Source organism: Bartonella sp. WD12.1 (genome assembly GCF_002022415.1).
Lineage (GTDB): Bacteria > Pseudomonadota > Alphaproteobacteria > Rhizobiales > Rhizobiaceae > Bartonella.
Genome location: NZ_MUBG01000001.1, coordinates 614322 through 630808 on the forward strand (window position 1 = coordinate 614322; position 16487 = coordinate 630808).

A 16487-nucleotide genomic window follows, 5' to 3' on the forward strand; every position below is an offset into this window, starting at 1 on the left:
GGTTTTGGGGTTAAAGATCCATGCCAAGTGGTATCTGCAACAGGCAGACAATACTTTTACGAGTCTTCAAGCCCCACGTCTTCATTGGGCATTGCGTAATGCTATTAATACCACGGCCAAGCAAGTTGAACGTTTTGCTGAAAAGAAAGTTGCAGAGGATGCTTCAATTCCACCAAAGCGCGTTAAGAAAGGTGTCTACATTAGCGGCAAAGCCACAGCTAAATTTCTTGAAGCGGATATCATTGGTTCAGCTTCTCTACTCCCTCTTAAGATTTTTAAGGCAAGGGAAACGAAACGTGGCGTGATTTATAAAATCTTCGGCAAAAGAGAAGTCATGCCCCATGGTTTTATTCGAGGGGGAAAGTTTCCAGAGCGTGTCAATCTAAAAATGGGAGGACATGTCTTTATGAGAACCTCTGGAGATAAGTTCCCCATTGCAAAACAAGACGGCACCTCGATTGCTTATGTCATGTCTAAACCAAAGGTCTCAAGTTCTATTGAACATCATGCACGTGAGAGACTAACCAAAAATATACAGAGCCAAATTGCTCGGCAAGAATATATGGTCAATCAAAAGGCCCCACGCTCTTAAACTATACTAATTATAAAAAGCATATGATGATGATTTTAATGTTTCAAACCAAATTATCGAGAGAAAAGTTTTTAAAAGGTACTTTCCAGTGGGGTGAGTGTGTTGCGGGGCAATCAAGCGCGACATATCGCTAGCGACAGAATTTTTAAATAACTGTACATTGTACACATAACCTATTGATAAATAACAATTATCATACACTACCATTCCTTCAATGATGAGGTAGTTTCTAAACCATAATATTCAATCACGGTAAAATATGAATAAAAAGAATAGAGAAGGATTGTCAGCTCGAGCGTTTGCAAAGAAGATGGGCGTTTATCCTAATGCGGTTATTGCCCGTTTTAAGACGGGGAAGTTTGATGAAGCGCTTTATGATGACGGTTCTATCAATGAAAAATTAGCAACAGCTTTATGGAATGAGAATCCCACCAAGCAAGCCTATATTGTAGGCGATGATGGAAAGCCTCGCACAAAGACAAAGCAGGATTCTATAGAAGGGGCTAATGAACACAAGATAAAACTCCAGAGAATGCAAATTGCACTTGAAAGTGAAACGATTGATCTTGAGCAGAAAAAAGAAACAACACTTGACCGTGAAGAAGTAAGGAGAGGAGCACGTAATTTTGGAAGAGCTTATCGTGATATCATGCTGCATTTTCCTCATCGTTACGGTGCGCGTATTGCAGCAAAGGTTGAGTGTAATGCCGCAAGTCTGATTGGTGCCATTGATCACTATATCCGAGAAGCTTTACAGGAAATCATAAAAGTTCCCGTTCCTTTCCATGATCAAGACCCTCCCGATCATAAGGAAGAGAAGAATGACTGATACAGGAGAAGGTTTTTTTTATTTTCATGCCAGTCAAGCATGCCAACCAGATCCTCCCTACACAGTTTCACAATGGGCAGATAAAAACCGTTATTTAAGTACAGTAGCCAGTGCTGAACCTGGATTATGGAGGACCAAACGTACCCCTTATTTACGGGAAATCATGGACAATCTTTCCTCTTACGTCCCAATTGAAAAAACAGTGGTGATGAAAGGTGCACAGATTGGTATGTCAGAGGCTGGCTTGAACTTTTGTGGTTATGCTATTCACCATAGTCCTGGTCCTGTTCTTTATGTGATGCCTACAGTTGAGATGGCAAAGAAAGTATCTAAGACCCGTCTTGACCCTATGATTAAGGCCAGCCCTGCATTAAGCGAACGTATCTCTCCTGCCCGCGCTAGGGATAGTGGGAATACAATGTTTTCGAAAGAATTTGATGGTGGGGTATTAATGCTTACAGGAGCCAATAGTGCTGCTGGCTTGCGATCAATGCCTATTCGTTATTTGGTTCTTGATGAAATTGATGGCTATCCATTGAATGTTGATGGAGAAGGAGATCCTGTCAATCTTGCTGAAGCACGTACCGCAACTTTTATTCAACGAAAGATTTTTAAATTATCAACACCAACTCATCGTGACACAAGTCGTATAGCTAAAGATTTTGTCCTAGGAGATCAGAGATATTACAATATTCCTTGTGATGGATGTGGTACACTTCAACCCATTGTCTGGTCACAAATTAAATGGCCCAAAGGGGCTCCTGAACAGGCTGTATTTGTTTGTGCACATTGTGGTCATGAGCATGCTGAGCACCGTAAGGAAGATTTATTATCTGAAGAAAGGGGTGCTTGTTGGATACCAACAAAAGAGCCAATTAGACCTCGTTTGCGCTCTTACCATATCTCAGCACTCTATTCACCTTGGATGACATGGGGAGAGTGTGCTCTCAAATTTTTAGAAGCTAAAAATGATCCTGCACTTTTACAGACTTTTGTTAACATCATTCTAGGTGAACCATGGGAAGATAAATCAGGAGAAGTCATTGATCCAGATAGCTTGTATGCCCAACGTGAAGATTATCCTCTTGCCCCTGCCAAAGCAGTCCTCCTCACAGCAGGCGTTGACGTACAAAATGATCGCTTAGAACTTGAAGTTGTAGGTTGGGGACGTGGTGAAGAAAGTTGGAACATTGATTATCAAGTCTTCCCTGGTGATCCCTCTTCTCTAGACGTTTGGGATCAATTGGATGAGTATCTTCAAAAACGATGGCCCCATCCTGGTTTCAAAGACGGAATAGAAATAGCAGCTGCTTGTATTGATACAGGGGGTAACCATACACAAGCCGTTTACAATTATGTGCGTCCTCGTGAAGGTAGACGTATCTGGGGCATTAAAGGACATGCAGGATCGCGCCCTGTATGGCCACGTCGCCCCAGTAAAAACAACAAAGGACAGATTAATTTATATATCGTTGGTGTTGATTCAGCAAAAGATACCATCACAAGGCGCTTTAAAAAATCAGGTCCTGAAGCATCAGGAGCTGGTGCAACGCACTTTCATAAAAACCTTGATAGAGAATATTTTGAGCAACTCACTGCTGAAAAAAAGGTCATCAAATATTTCAAAGGTCATCAGCGGATAGAATGGCATAAAAGTGAAACAGCAAGAAATGAAGCTCTCGATTGTAGGGTTTATGCTTATGCTGCCTTACAGGGTCTGATTTTAGCAGGTCTCAATCTTAATAAAGAAGTCGACATCTTAGAAGAGCGTTTGAAAAACATTGAAACTTCTTCAACCACAGTACCAAAAAGACTGAGACCAGAACCTGAAAAAAAACAAACCGTAATAAAAAGAAACCCTTATATGCAACGAGGTTGGGGATGGTAATCCATGTATGAGAAATCAAAGCAAATAAACTGGAAATATGAAAGACTTGCACAGCTTAAAAAACGACGAGAACAACTGGAAAATGCACTTTATTCAGGTGCGCAATCTGTGCGCCACGGCGATAAGCAAGTCAATCATCGTTCGACTGAAGATATACGCAAAGCCCTTACAATGTTGACTGAGGAAATAGCCCTTCTTGAAGGATACAAGCCTTCATATGTTTATTATCTTAACGCATCACGAGGCTATTAATGGCAAATTCTCTTATGCATCAAGTCAATCATAACCCGCATTTTGAAGCAGCAAGCCGTAGCCGTCGATTGAGTGGATTTGATCCTGTCAAAAAACATATCAATAAAGCCGTTGAAGAATGTGGTGATACAATCGTCGCTCGTTCAAGATGGCTCTATGACAATGAATGCCTTTACGGATCTGCAGCGGATGAATGGGTTTCAGCAGCAGTGAGTGATGGGATTAAGCCTTATCCTAAAATTGAAGGGTTTCAAGAAGAAAAGAAAAAGCTTCTTGATCTTTGGTGGCAATGGGTCGATGAGGCTGATTATGATGAAGATGCTAGCTTTTATGGCCTCCAAGAAATGATTGCTCGTGAGGTTTTTTTAACCGGTGAGTGTTTTGTAAGACTACATTATATCGATTTTTATGAGCGCTCACGTGTCCCGCTTCAATTGCAGATTTACCCCACAGAAATGCTGGACTTGACTTATAACGGACCAGCAGACATTAAAGGCAACACCATTCGTATGGGAATTGAATTTAATGCAAAGGGCAAACGTGTTGCTTATCATTTTTGGAAGCGTCACCCTTACGATGATCATCAGGTAACTCAGGTATTTACAGATCAAGAGCGTGTTAGAATCCCTGCTGAAATGGTTATTCATATCAAAGAACCTCGCATTGCAAAACAACTGCGTGGGTGCCCTAAAGCCACGCGTTGTATGACGAAACTCTTTCAGCTTGAATGCTATGACGATGCAGAAATTGAAAGAAAAAGAACTGCTGCTCTTTTTGCTGTCTTTATCACAGGATCAAATCCTGGTGATATGGCAGCACCAGGCAATCATGATGAAAACAAATCCGCAACATCCTCACAGGCACCACCAGATCTTCCTATAACAGAACCTGGTGCAACACTTTATATGGGAGAGAATAGAGATATTAAATTCTCCAACCCTGTGGAAGTTGGAGGCTCTTATGAAGCCTTTCAATATCGCAATACTTTAAAAATTGCATCAGCTTTAGGCATACCTTATTCTGTTCTTACAGGTGATGTCACACGAGGGAACTTTTCTAATGTGCGCACATCTATTATTCAATTTAGACGTCAGGTTAAAAAATGGCGTGAACACATCATCGCCTTTCAGTTCAATCGCGTTGTCTGGGAACGCTTTGTTCAATTGGCTGTGCTTGCTGGGTGTGTTGAATTACCAGGATGGGAAGAAAATCCCTTAGCATGGACCCAATGTGAAAGCTTTGCAGCCCCTCTTGAGATGATTGATCCCAATAGAGATATTGCAGCTGAGAAAGAAGAAATCCGAGCAGGTTTAAAAACACGACGCATGGCACTTGCTGAGCGTGGTTTTGATATTGATACCATTAATGCAGAATTGGCAGAAGAGCAAAAATGCGCGCAGGCACTTGGATTATCATTCGACACAGATGGTGACAATCCTTCTACTGGTTTGAGTGACGCTGACGAACCTGATGAAAGTGATCTCAACAAAGAGGCGCATGAAGATGAAGAATAATATTGATATGCCTTTTTTGGTTTCACGACTTTTTAATGTACCGCATATGCTTGTCCCTACAAAGTTTGATGTCATTCTCAACGCTATGACACCACGTCTTTTTGAGGGAGATAAATTTTCTCCTGGAGCATTTTCTCAAGAGGATTCCCTCTTGCAAACTCCCCCAGAGACTTATGTGGTTAAAAATCATGTGGCTATTCTTCCGGTTCATGGCACGCTTGTACGTCGTGGTGCATGGCTTAGTGCTGCGTCAGGATTAACCTCTTACAATGGTTTGCAGGCCTCTTTTCAAGAAGCCATTGAGCAACCTGATGTTCGTGCAATTCTATTGGATATTGATAGTGGTGGTGGTGAAGCAGGTGGTGTTTTTGATTTGGTTGATGCGTTTCGTGCGCTTTCACAACAATACAATAAACCCATCTGGGCACATGCCAATGAAATGGCCTGTTCAGCAGCTTATGCCATTGCTTGTGCAGCTTCTCAAATCTGGGTTGCACGCACGGGAATTGTTGGGTCAATTGGGGTTGTATGTGCTCACCTTGATCAGTCTCGTGCTGATGAAATGGACGGATATAAATGGACTTTTGTCTATGAAGGGGATCACAAAGTTCACGGAAATCCTCATGAGCCATTGGCTGATAAAGCCCTTGAAAAGATGCAAGCAGATTGTGCGCTTCTCTACGACATGTTTGTCGATTTAGTTGCACAAAATAGACCTACGAGTGCTCAAGCGATCCGAGACACGAAAGCAGAGACATTTATAGGCACTCAGGCTGTAGAGCTTGGGTTAGCAGATGCGCAAGGCACATTTGCACAAGCTTTGGAAGCTCTAACAGCTTCCATTCAATAACCCCTGAATATGAAATCAATAAAGGAATTAAATATATGGTGAATCTATTACGTACAAGATATCGCGCCAAAGATGATGGTGAGCTTTCCGCACAATTGCCTGCAGGAGAGAAAAGCGAAAAAATTGAAGTTTCTACAGAAGTAAACGCTGTCGACATTGGTGTTAACGCTGAGGTCTTTAATGAAGACAAGGATGCAGGTATTCAAGCGGCACTTGAACAAGAAAGAAAGCGTGCTCAGAGCTTTATGACTTTGGAAAAGCAAGCTCAGCGTTTAGGTGTTTCTTTTAATGCCGCACAAGCTATTCAAGATGGTATGAGCTTAGAGGAAGCAAAGAGCATCATTCTAGCTAATGCTACATCACAAAGCGAATCCTTAGTTGTATCGCCTTATGCACCCCATCCGGAAGGAAACACTCAAGCAAATATTTATGCAAAATGGGATAAAGTTTGGAGTACAATACAATGAGTAAAGTTTTTTATGAAGGCCCTCGTGATAGTGCTTATCTTGGGCGTTACAACCCTGACATGTCAAACGAGGAAGTGATCTTTGCAAAAGGATCTGAAGTCGCAGCGGGAACCGTTATGGGGCTCGTGACCACAACGGGCAAATATGTGCCGTTTAATCCCGATGCGTCAGATGGCAGTGAAATTCCAGCAGGTATTTCTTATGCCAATGTTGATGTCTCACAAAGCGATCAACGAGCAACGATTACAGTGCGTTTATGCACGGTAAAAGCATCTGAACTGATATGGCCTGAAAAAATTGATGAAGAGAAAAAGCAAACAGCCATTCAGATCTTAGAAAAAAATAACATTCTATTGCGATAGGAGACATACAAATATGGATATAAGTTTTTTTAATCACAACGCATTCTCAATGGCAACAATGATGAAAGCGATTGAGAATTACGCGTTTAAACCTGATCTGATTGGTTCACTTAACCTTTTTGAGGAAGTTGAGACAAACAAGACAACAGTTGGCATTGAGAGACGTGACAACAAATTATCACTCATTCCAACAAGTGAACGTGGTGCGCCTTTAATAGAAGCAGGTAGAGATAGTCGCAACGTTCGGTTTTTTCCAACAACACGTATTGCTAAAAGCGACACAATAAAGGCGGAAGAAATTCAAGACCGCCGAGAGTTTGGTACAGAAGACCAGCTTGAAACAGCGATGAAATTTATCGCTAAAAGGCAAAAGAATCTGATTGGGGAAATTGAACTGACCTGGGAAAATATGCAGCTTGGAGCTATTCAAGGTATTGTTCTCGATGCTGATGGATCAGTGCTTTATGATTGGTATAAGGAATGGGGGATCACACCACCAGAGCCTATTGATTTTAAACTAAATGAGGACACAACCGATGTTTCTTATATGGTTAATCAAATTCGCATCAAGATGGTTAAAGCTTCAGGCAATACATTTTCCACTCGTTCACGAATTATTGGGTTTTGTGGAGATGAATTCTTTTTCAAGTTAAAAAATCACAAAACAATTCGTGAAACTTATCTCAACACATCTTTAGCACAAACATTAAATAGTACAGCAGGTATCGCAACGCCTGGAGCTATTGAATTAGGAAGCTTTGGAAGTTTTGATTTTGCTGGTGCGACGTTTGTTAATTACTGCAACATTCATGATTATAATATGAATACTAAATCCAAGACAAAACGAAGCATAGGTATTAAGCCTGATGAATGTCAATTTGTTCCTGTTAATGTGCCTGGTGTATTCCAAAAAACATTTGCTCCGGGTGAAAGTTGGAAGGTTGTTAATACAGTCGGTAAACCTCTTTATCCTACACTTGTTATAGATCGCGATAATGACGCGTGGGTGAGAGCTGAAGTATACAGTTATCCACTCTTCATTTGCGCGCGTCCTGAAATGCTCTTCAAAGCAGTTGTGAAAGCACAATAAAATGCAATGGCATGGGCTGCTCAGTCAAATGATTGAAGATGTACGTAACACTTTTGGGCAGCCCGTGATCTATACACGAAAAAAAACAGGGCAATCTTTTCATATCACAGCGATTTACAGCATTAAGCATGCTGAACAAGAAGCGGGGGGAAGAGTCAAAACAACAATCCCAAGGAAAGAACTTGATATCTGCATCAACGATATTGGTGGAGTACAACCTGAACTCGGAGATCATATTGTTTTGCTTGCTTCCCAGGAGAATTTTTCTGTCGCAAATGTGCAAGCGTCGGAATCCAATATGTACAAGCTTATCCTACGCGAAGAATCTGTCGTAAACAGGAGCTAAGATGCATCCACGAGATACATTAAGAGAGACGTTTGTTGAGTTGATCAAATCTGGCAAGACATCGGCTGGTGATGAAGTTTACAATATGCGAGACTTTAATTTTTTTAATGAAGAGCATCCGTTTGTTAATGTATCGACCCCAAACGAAACGATAGAAGATGGGCATGATTATGGAGCAAGACGACGTATTTTAACGGTTGATGTTGAATGCTATGACACGAGAGACAATGGAGCACGCTTTGTTGATCAATTAGCCTGGGAAATAGAAACGATTTTCCATAGCAATCCCAGTCTCAACAACACAGTTGAAAACTGTCGCTTACAAAACATAGCCATGGCTTTTGGTGATAACGGCTCCTTAGCATTGCATGGTTCCATTTTAACCTTTGAAGTCACTTATGTAACCAATATCCCTCCTGAAGAAGAAGGCGCTGTCTTTTTTGAACCTTGTGTAGGCTTTGATCCCGATACAGGGCCTAACAATGAGGATAAATATCAAACCACTGGAAATTCCCCATGTTAGAGCGGCGTGATAGCGAAATCACAGATTTAAAAAGGCGTGTGGCCAATATGGTTATGGTGGGCAAGATTAGCCACGTTGATCATAAAAACGCACGCTATCGTGTTCAAAGCGGTCATATTGTAAGTGATTGGATTCCAGATACACAGGCCCGTGCAGGAAAAACTCGTTCCTATGAAGGACGTGATGTGGGTGAGCAAGTTATTGTCCTTTCCACATCAGGTGATTTATCACAAGGGATGATTATTGGCTCTATTCATACAGATGCCAATCAAGCAGCTGATAAGGGCAATATCCATACAACCATATACCCTGATGGCACAACGGTTGAATATGACGATGAGACAAGCACTTACTCATTGACGATTAAGTCAGAAGGCAAATTCATTTTAACGATATCCGACGGCGTTTCCATGAAAGGTGAAGGAGGTGAATTAGAAATCACCGCTCCAGAGGGCATAAAGATTATTTCAGAAAGTGATATGACTTTAAAAGCAGATGGAAACATGACACTGGAGGCAGAGGGAGATGTTTCTATCAAATCAAGTGATGGGGTTTCTCTTGAGTCAGGCAGTCATATGTCCCTTAAATCAAGTAGTGGCACCTCTCTCAAAGCGGGTGGTGAGGTGTCTGTTAAATCAAGTGGGTTAAAGCATAATAGTGTTAACGTCGGAAGTGGCCATAAACACCCTGGTGTTACATCTGGTAATGCTATGACGGGAGGCCCCATTTGAGTGTAGGAATGAATTGTCAGACAGGCAAATCCATGGTCGGAGTTGATCACTTGCGTCAGTCCATCATAGATATTTTAACGACACGGATAGGAACACGGGTTATGCGTCGTGATTATGGATCACGTGTTCTTGATCTGATTGATGATCCAGTCAATGAAACCTTTAAGGTTGCCATTTATGCAGCTGTTGCAGAGGCTTTAGATAGATGGGAGCCTCGTTTAAAGCTTCAACAAGTGAATTTAACTTCTGTTGAACCGGGAAAAGTTTCCATGTTTTTTGAAGGAATTTACATCCCTTCAGGAAAGCCAATCACTATGGAAGGATTGCAGATAGGATGAATGAGGATTTCATAAAACCAGAAATCATTCCAGAGCTTTCTATTGAAGAAATACGTGCTGCTTGTCTTGAGAGTTTAAAACAGCTTTTACCCAATTACACACCTTTGGAAAGTGATCCAGCGGTTAAAATCATTGAGGTTGCAAGTTACAGAGAGTTTTTATTAAGGCAGCGTATTAATGAGGCTGCACGCAACACTGTTCTTGATTTTGCAAAGGGGGAAGCTCTTGATGCTTTGGGTGAGTGGCATGGTGTTGAACGCTTAGAAGGTGAAAGCGATGACAACTATCGTGAACGCATTAAGCTTCGTGTACGGGCTGGTAAAGGGGGTGGAACAGAGCCTTATTATAGGTATTTCGCCTTATCAGCAGATAATCGTGTGAAGGATGCGGTCATTTATCGAAAAGGAAGAAATCCTACCATTCACGTGGCTATTTTTGGCAAGAATGAGCAAGGAACAGCGAGTGAGGAATTATTACAAAGAGTCAAAGAAGTGCTGACGGATAAAAGTGTGATTATGACCAATGATACCATTGAAGTTCACGCTGCAGTGACAAAGGTTTTAGATTTAGAAGCAGATGTTTGGCTCTTACCTGAAATCTCTTTAGAGATCTTAACCCAAATGGAAGCAAATTTACGGGCAGCTTGGAAGAAAGAGCAAGCCCTTGGTCGTGAGTTGAGTTCATCATGGTGGATTTCAAAACTGATGATCCCTGGTGTGCAAAAAGTCATTGCTGTTAACCCAACAAATGATATTGCCGTCTCCAGTGAAGAGGTTTTAGCCATTGGTAAAGTAACACTCAATTTCAAAGGGCGTCTATAGTAATGCTTGGGTGCTTACTTCCAACAAATACAACACAATTTGAAAAGCGCCTTGCCGATGCTTGTGACTTTCATAAAGACATTGAAGATTCAATCAATTTTATCTCTCGTGCAAAGCTTGATATCATAGACCCAAGCTTCTTGCCATGGTTGGTTGAAGAATATGGGCTTGGAGAACTAACATCTTATGTTCCGGATTTCTCTGTTTTGCTTGAAACGGGACCGGAATGGCAGCGGGTACGTGGATCTTTAGCGGCTATTGATAAAGGGCTTGAATGGTTAGATCTGAATGCACATTTCGTAGGAGCATGGCCAGAGCGAAAATGGTGGAATTCATTCCAGCTTTATTTTGATCAATTGCCTGATACAGACAAACTTAAAGCTATTGAAGGGATCGTTAAGCTTTCTGAATGTTTGCGCTCTGATCTTTGGCGTGGTATTCATGGTTATGACGCTCCCATTGTAGAAGGGAATATATCTCGCTTAGATGACAGCATGTTTGACTCTCAAAGTGGTGTGTGCGTGACAGAAAGCGGCACAGTATTTTCCTTTGGGCGTTCTAAAGAAATAAGCCTCACTTTAACTGAAGAAGACGGAAAGTTCATTGGCAATTGGATTGATGATCAAGAAGAGCTCGTTTGGGAAGGTTTAGATTATCCATGGGATAGAGCAAATTTCCCTTGGGAGTCAGCGCAAATAAGTGAGCATGATGTATTGATAGCATCTCAGTTTAAGGATCGTTCCCTTTATAATGAAAATGATGAACTTATTGACAATTGGATTGATGATGAGAATGAGGAGTTCAGTTGGAAAAGTTTAGATTATCCATGGGATGAAGCAAATGTTCCTTGGGTATCAGATCAAAAAAATGGGCGCGATATATTGATGGCGAATTGGTTTAAAGATCGCACCCTTTATCTGGCTTTAAGAGATAACAATAATAAGCTGATTGGTTATCGAAGATGTAACATTGTCCAGCAAGTGACAAGAGTTTCAGATGGAGTTTACAGTTATTCAGGTCATCGCTTTACACCCTTTATAAAGGGTACAAAAGTTTTGCTTGCAGCACGAACACAGTTTGATGATATCAACGATAAACAAGCAGCGTTTGTTTCCGTTTTCGTGCATGCGGCTCCTGCAAAACATATCTCGCCTGGCAAACTATGGTTAGAGCCTGATGAGCTTATTGATGGCGTGGAGATTCTCAAAACCCCTGTCTCTCTATCTTTACGTAAAGACGTTCGTGAACAATTCAAAATTTTATTGAGGTTTTAATATGGAGCATGAAAGCGGTTTGCCGTTTGCAATTGACCGATCTGTAGGCAAAGACGAACAACAAAGCGTCGTATTCTATGGAGAACGCCCCTTTATTCAAAGCGCAGAACTCAATGAAGTTCAAACCATTATTCGTGGCCGTCATGATCGTTTAGGAAGACTTGTGGCCAAAGAAGGTGACCGTATTGAGCGTGCCGATGCTTTCGTTGATCAAAGCACTCAAAAAGTCACTTTGACAGAAGGGAAAATCTTTATCGCAGGGGATATTTTCCCTGTAGCAGAAACCGTTTTAAACAATGTCCCCATGCTTGGACGTGTAGAGATCGGTGTGAAACTCCAAAAACAATGGATAACCCATGAAGATGATCCACAGTTATTAGGTCAAATTCCAGGCACATTGGCAGAAGGTGAACCAGGAGCAGCAAGGGAAACAGCAAAGCTTGTATGGGCTTTACAAAATGACAAACAAGAAGGTGTTTTCTTCCCCGTCTATATCTTACAAGATGGCACTTTGATTGATCAGAAGCCCCCTTCATTGTTAGAGCCTGCCTTGCAAGCTATTGCAACTTATGACCGTGCTCATGGGCATTATATTGTCAATGGTTGTCGGGTGACAGCCTTAGGACAAAATGATGGCAAACAAATATTTAGTATAGAAGAAGGCGAAGCCAATATTAATGGCTTTAAGCATAAACGCCTTGCTGCTTTAAGGCATGAAGAGCCAGAAGACTACTGTGAAGGTATAGTGCCAAGTGAAACACATCTCTTTACATCCAAGAAAGCCAAGGCAACTAAATCGGAGAAGACAAGCTTTACGTTTGAAACTTATTATTTTCCCATCGCAACTGTTCACTCTATTTTACTCACAAAAGAAAAGACCACTAATGTCACCCGCGGTGGCGTAGCCTCAGGGCGTGATGGAGTTCCCGATAAAAGTGTTGTCAGTTTTGTGAAAGTCGTTCAAGGGGATAAGGAATTTAAAGAAGGTGTAGACTTTAAAAAGACTGGTGATACGATTGACTGGTCTTTATCTGGTGATGAGCCTAAACCAGGTAGCACTTATGAGGTCACCTATCATTATCGTGCAAAGGTGGATGCTGATAAGGTCACAGCGCGGGAAATTACTGTTTCAGATGGTGCTGAAGGTGGAGATATTATTGTCAGTTACACCTACAAACTCCCTCGTATTGACCGCATAGGCTTAAATGCTCAAGGTGGAGTGGTTTACATTCAGGGGATTTCAGCAGACAATCCCATAGCACCTAGTGTTCCTGATGATATCTTATCGCTTGCAACGATCACAAATAATTGGCTTGATTATCCACGTGTCGATAATAATGGCACACGTGTTGCCCCTTATGCTGAAATGTGGCGCTATTTTAACCGTGTTCTTGACCTTGATCGGTTGTTACAGCTTGAAAAGATTAAGAGCAATGTTGATTCAAAAGAACCTGTCTCTAAAAAAGGGATGATTGCCGATCCTTTTCTTGATGACAGTCTTCGTGATGAAGGAATCGAGCAAACAGGTGCCATAGGTCATGGCTTGTTACGCCTTGCCATTGAGCCTACATTTTACTACGCTTCCTTAAATGAGCCTGTTACCCTTGATTGGGAGAATGAAGTCATCATTGCGCAAGAATTGATGACTGCTTGCGAGAAAATCAATCCTTATCAAAACTTTGACCCATTGCCAGGCACACTCGCTCTCACCCCTGCAACGGACTTCTGGCGTGTTCAGCGTACAGATTGGCTTTCAGGTGTGACCAATGAATTGTCGATGGGCAGCCGTCCTGGGGGTGGTCGTACTACAGAAACGAAGGATGAACTGGTCAGCACACATCAAGAGCAAATTGATTTCTTAAGACAAATTGATCTCAACTTTAAGATTGAAGGCTTTGGTAAAGGAGAGATTTTAGAAAGTCTGACATTTGATGGCGTTAATGTTTTACCAAAAGAGACACTTACTGCCAATCCTCAAGGCATTATTGAAGGGAAATTTAAAATTCCCAAAGACATCACAGCAGGAACAAAGAACGTCATTGCTGTTGGTACAGGAAAAACAACGGCTACAGGCCTTTTCACAGGGCAAGGTGTGATTGATGTGCAGGTTATGCGGCGTGTCACAACAGTGCGTGTATGGAAAAAATCTGATCCACAAGCACAAGTCTTTACACCCGATGAAACGCGGCAAATAACAGGTATTGATTTCCATATTTGCAAGATTGGTAATCGTGCTCATGATTTGATGATTGATCTTGTTACAACAGACAATGGCTATCCTACATCTGACATTCAAGCACAAGCTCTTTATTCAATGAAAGAGGCTGAAACGGGATGGGCTGCAGCACGTTATAGTGTTCCATTAACTGTGCTTAATGATCGTTTAACCGCCTTTGTCATTAAAACAGATGATGGCGATCATTCTGTTTCATTAGCAAAACTTGGAGATTTTGACGAAGAAAACCAAAGATATGTTTCTAGCCATCCTTATATCACAGGTCCTCGTTTTTCTTCTGTGAATGCGCAAACATGGACAGCTCATCAAGATGAAGCCTTAGCATTTCGTGTACTTGCTGCTCGTTATACACAAACAGAAAAAACTGTCGATTTAGGTGAGTTTGATCTTAAAGAATGTTCTGATTTGCAGGTGCGTGCAGCGATTGAATTGCCTTCCAGTGAATGTTCTGTCATCTTTGAAATTGAACGCAACAACGGTACAATTTATCAACTCTTACCGTTCCAATTGCTGAGTTTAACGGAATATATCAGTGAAAAAGTCCAGTTACGTGCCATTTTAAAAGGGACCGGGAAGCTATCGCCAGTGTTGTTTGCTCCCATTGAATTGATCGCGGGCAAGATTAGAAAAGAAGCAACCTATGTCACACGTGCTTTTTCCTTTGGAGAAAAGTCGAGACTAACCAGTTATATTAAAACTTTTTTACCAGGCGGTTCGACTTTCAAAATGGAGCTGCAACTGGATGATGGTGATTTCACTTCCCTAAAATTAGAAGAAACAGAACAACTCGCACAGCCACTTTGGACGGAACGTAAATTTGTCAGTGAAGATAAGACAGCTGGGCAAGCGCGTTTGAGACTGACATTAACTGGCGGTCCTGCTGCACGTTCTATGGCAAGTGATTTTGGTGCGGGAATTATGTGACAGGAGTAATATCATGGCGAAAACAGAGAAGTTAGGAATGGAATTACCTCAAGAAGGTCGTTTTATCAGCGCTGAATTTCCTCTTTTACGTAAAAACCTGATTATCATTGACCAAGCCGTTTCTGATCTGGATGAAAAAGTGGATGAGAAGGCTCCTTCACAGCATACTCATGAGATGAGTGAAGTCAGTGGACTTGAAGATGCACTCAGTGGAAAGATGGAGGTAGATAAGACCTTTGCCTTGGTTGATTTAACTGATATCCAAGGTGCCAACGATGCAGCTGAAAATCATGTTTTGTATAAATCAGGTGAGGATGCTTTGCCTTTGGCACTGCTCTCTCGCTCTTAGGCGAACACCAGCATACCATTGAAGATATCACAGGTCTTGAAGAGTATGTAGAAAGCGTCAATGTAGATTTGAAAGATTATGGGTGTTTGTCTGGTGAAAATGCGTGGGAAGATACCAATGTTTTCAAAGGTAAAGTCAGTGTTGAAAAGGACATTGAATTAACTGAAACCTCTTCTTTAACTTTGAAACAAAGTGATAAAGTGGTGACACAGTTAAATGCAACTGGAAGTTTGCTTAAAGGGCCTCTTAAGGTTGATGGCAAACCCGTTTACACCAAACCGCAAGCGGATAAAGCTATATCGGAAGAAATAGAAAAACTAAAACAGTCTTTGACTGATGAGAACTCGAGTTGCTCTGTTGTCATCAATAAGCTCGTTCATTGGCCTAAGCGTGCTGATGCCGAGTTACTTTACACACAAAGTGGGAAGATTAAGTGGCCAGATTGGATAACCGATGAAGCCGTGGTTGAAATCCAAGCGTGGGGCGGCGGCGGTTCTGGTGGGGGAGCTGGTCAGATACATTTGGGCGGCGGTGGCGGTGGAGGAGGATGCTCAGTATGGTATGGCCATAAATCAAGTTTGAATGAGCATGAAGACTTCATCATTGGTAAAGGTGGAGCTTCTGTAAAAGATAAAAATACGTCAGGCAATCCTGGTGGAAAAACAACTGTTGGAAAGAATCTTATCGTAGCCACAGGCGGCGGTGGGGGGTGGGGAGCTTCTGACACTAGTTCAGGACAAGGTGGTGTTGGAGGAGAAGGAAAAACCGTTACTGAATTAATGGACGGTCGTCCAGATCTTGCCAAAAGTGGCAATGGTAGCTCGGGAACGAAAGGCAATGCTAGATTTAAAAGTGGCTTTGGTGGTGATGCTGGAGGGGATACATCAAGAGGCGGCTGTGGAGGGACTGGCAGGGGGCACTTTATTTCAGGTAAACCAGGTCGTGGATTTGGTGGTGGCGGTGCTGGATCGCATTATCAAAATAATCCCAGTGGCAATGGAGCTAATGGTGCTGTTCTTATAAGAATATGGAAGAAACCATATGAAAAGATCAGTGATCTAAATTATAAAGCTTTCAGTACTTTAATGCGACAGGAATAAT

Annotated in this window: 16 protein-coding genes and 2 pseudogenes; all 18 read left to right on the top strand. The window is 41.8% G+C overall.

Annotated elements, in window-relative coordinates; genetic code table 11:
- Positions 1-4 precede the first annotated feature (4 nt).
- The 18 genes and pseudogenes from BWD121_RS02535 (at position 5) to BWD121_RS02615 (ending at position 16486) form a co-directional block, all read left to right on the top strand.
- Positions 5-592: a hypothetical protein gene (locus BWD121_RS02535; RefSeq protein ID WP_078663257.1), complete on the top strand. Its 588-nt coding sequence runs from the start codon at positions 5-7 to the stop codon at positions 590-592.
- A 259-nt stretch (positions 593-851) separates the two neighbouring features.
- On the top strand, positions 852-1421 hold the full coding sequence (locus tag BWD121_RS02540) for a hypothetical protein (protein WP_078663258.1): 570 nt from the start codon (positions 852-854) through the stop codon (positions 1419-1421).
- Positions 1414-3309 (top strand): phage terminase large subunit family protein, encoded by a 1896-nt coding sequence (locus BWD121_RS02545; RefSeq protein ID WP_078663259.1) that lies wholly within the window; start codon positions 1414-1416, stop codon positions 3307-3309. Before BWD121_RS02540 ends, BWD121_RS02545 begins: the two co-directional genes overlap by 8 nt.
- 3 nt (positions 3310-3312) lie before the next feature.
- Positions 3313-3561 carry a hypothetical protein gene (locus tag BWD121_RS02550; RefSeq protein ID WP_078663260.1) on the top strand — a complete coding sequence of 83 codons (249 nt, stop codon included), beginning with the start codon at positions 3313-3315 and terminating at the stop codon, positions 3559-3561.
- On the top strand, positions 3561-5075 hold the full coding sequence (locus tag BWD121_RS02555; RefSeq protein ID WP_078663261.1) for a phage portal protein: 1515 nt from the start codon (positions 3561-3563) through the stop codon (positions 5073-5075). The genes BWD121_RS02550 and BWD121_RS02555 overlap by 1 nt, the downstream gene beginning before the upstream one ends.
- Positions 5065-5919: pseudogene (locus BWD121_RS02560) on the top strand (S49 family peptidase); the annotation flags it as partial. The gene BWD121_RS02555 and the pseudogene BWD121_RS02560, both read left to right, overlap by 11 nt.
- A 41-nt stretch (positions 5920-5960) precedes the next feature.
- Entirely contained in the window at positions 5961-6392 is a 432-nt protein-coding gene (locus BWD121_RS08425; RefSeq protein ID WP_240536684.1) for a hypothetical protein, read from the top strand.
- Entirely contained in the window at positions 6389-6754 is a 366-nt protein-coding gene (locus BWD121_RS02570; RefSeq protein ID WP_078663262.1) for a head decoration protein, read from the top strand. Before BWD121_RS08425 ends, BWD121_RS02570 begins: the two co-directional genes overlap by 4 nt.
- Positions 6755-6767: 13 nt before the next feature.
- Positions 6768-7844, top strand: a complete 1077-nt coding sequence (locus tag BWD121_RS02575; RefSeq protein ID WP_078663263.1) for a major capsid protein — start codon at positions 6768-6770, stop codon at positions 7842-7844.
- Between the two features lies 1 nt (position 7845).
- Positions 7846-8190, top strand: coding sequence for a hypothetical protein (locus BWD121_RS02580; RefSeq protein ID WP_078663264.1), 345 nt, complete (start codon positions 7846-7848; stop codon positions 8188-8190).
- A gap of 1 nt (position 8191) precedes the next feature.
- A pseudogene (locus BWD121_RS02585) lies at positions 8192-8723 on the top strand (hypothetical protein).
- On the top strand, positions 8707-9444 hold the full coding sequence (locus BWD121_RS02590; protein WP_078663265.1) for a phage baseplate assembly protein V: 738 nt from the start codon (positions 8707-8709) through the stop codon (positions 9442-9444). Before BWD121_RS02585 ends, BWD121_RS02590 begins: the two are co-directional and overlap by 17 nt.
- An 8-nt stretch (positions 9445-9452) precedes the next feature.
- The gene (locus tag BWD121_RS02595; protein ID WP_240536685.1) at positions 9453-9782 is read left to right on the top strand and encodes a GPW/gp25 family protein; all 330 of its coding nucleotides are present in this window, start codon (positions 9453-9455) and stop codon (positions 9780-9782) included.
- Entirely contained in the window at positions 9779-10603 is an 825-nt protein-coding gene (locus BWD121_RS02600; protein WP_078663267.1) for a baseplate J/gp47 family protein, read from the top strand. The genes BWD121_RS02595 and BWD121_RS02600 overlap by 4 nt, the downstream gene beginning before the upstream one ends.
- A gap of 2 nt (positions 10604-10605) precedes the next feature.
- Positions 10606-11877, top strand: a complete 1272-nt coding sequence (locus BWD121_RS02605) for a phage tail protein (RefSeq protein WP_078663268.1) — start codon at positions 10606-10608, stop codon at positions 11875-11877.
- Position 11878: 1 nt separating this feature from the next.
- On the top strand, positions 11879-15037 hold the full coding sequence (locus tag BWD121_RS02610; RefSeq protein ID WP_078663269.1) for a DUF4815 domain-containing protein: 3159 nt from the start codon (positions 11879-11881) through the stop codon (positions 15035-15037).
- A gap of 13 nt (positions 15038-15050) precedes the next feature.
- A complete protein-coding gene (locus BWD121_RS08655; RefSeq protein WP_346418116.1) occupies positions 15051-15386 on the top strand; it encodes a Bgr_08870 family protein in 336 nt (111 codons plus the stop codon).
- Positions 15387-15454: 68 nt separating this feature from the next.
- The gene (locus BWD121_RS02615) at positions 15455-16486 is read left to right on the top strand and encodes a hypothetical protein (RefSeq protein ID WP_346418117.1); all 1032 of its coding nucleotides are present in this window, start codon (positions 15455-15457) and stop codon (positions 16484-16486) included.
- Position 16487 lies beyond the last annotated feature (1 nt).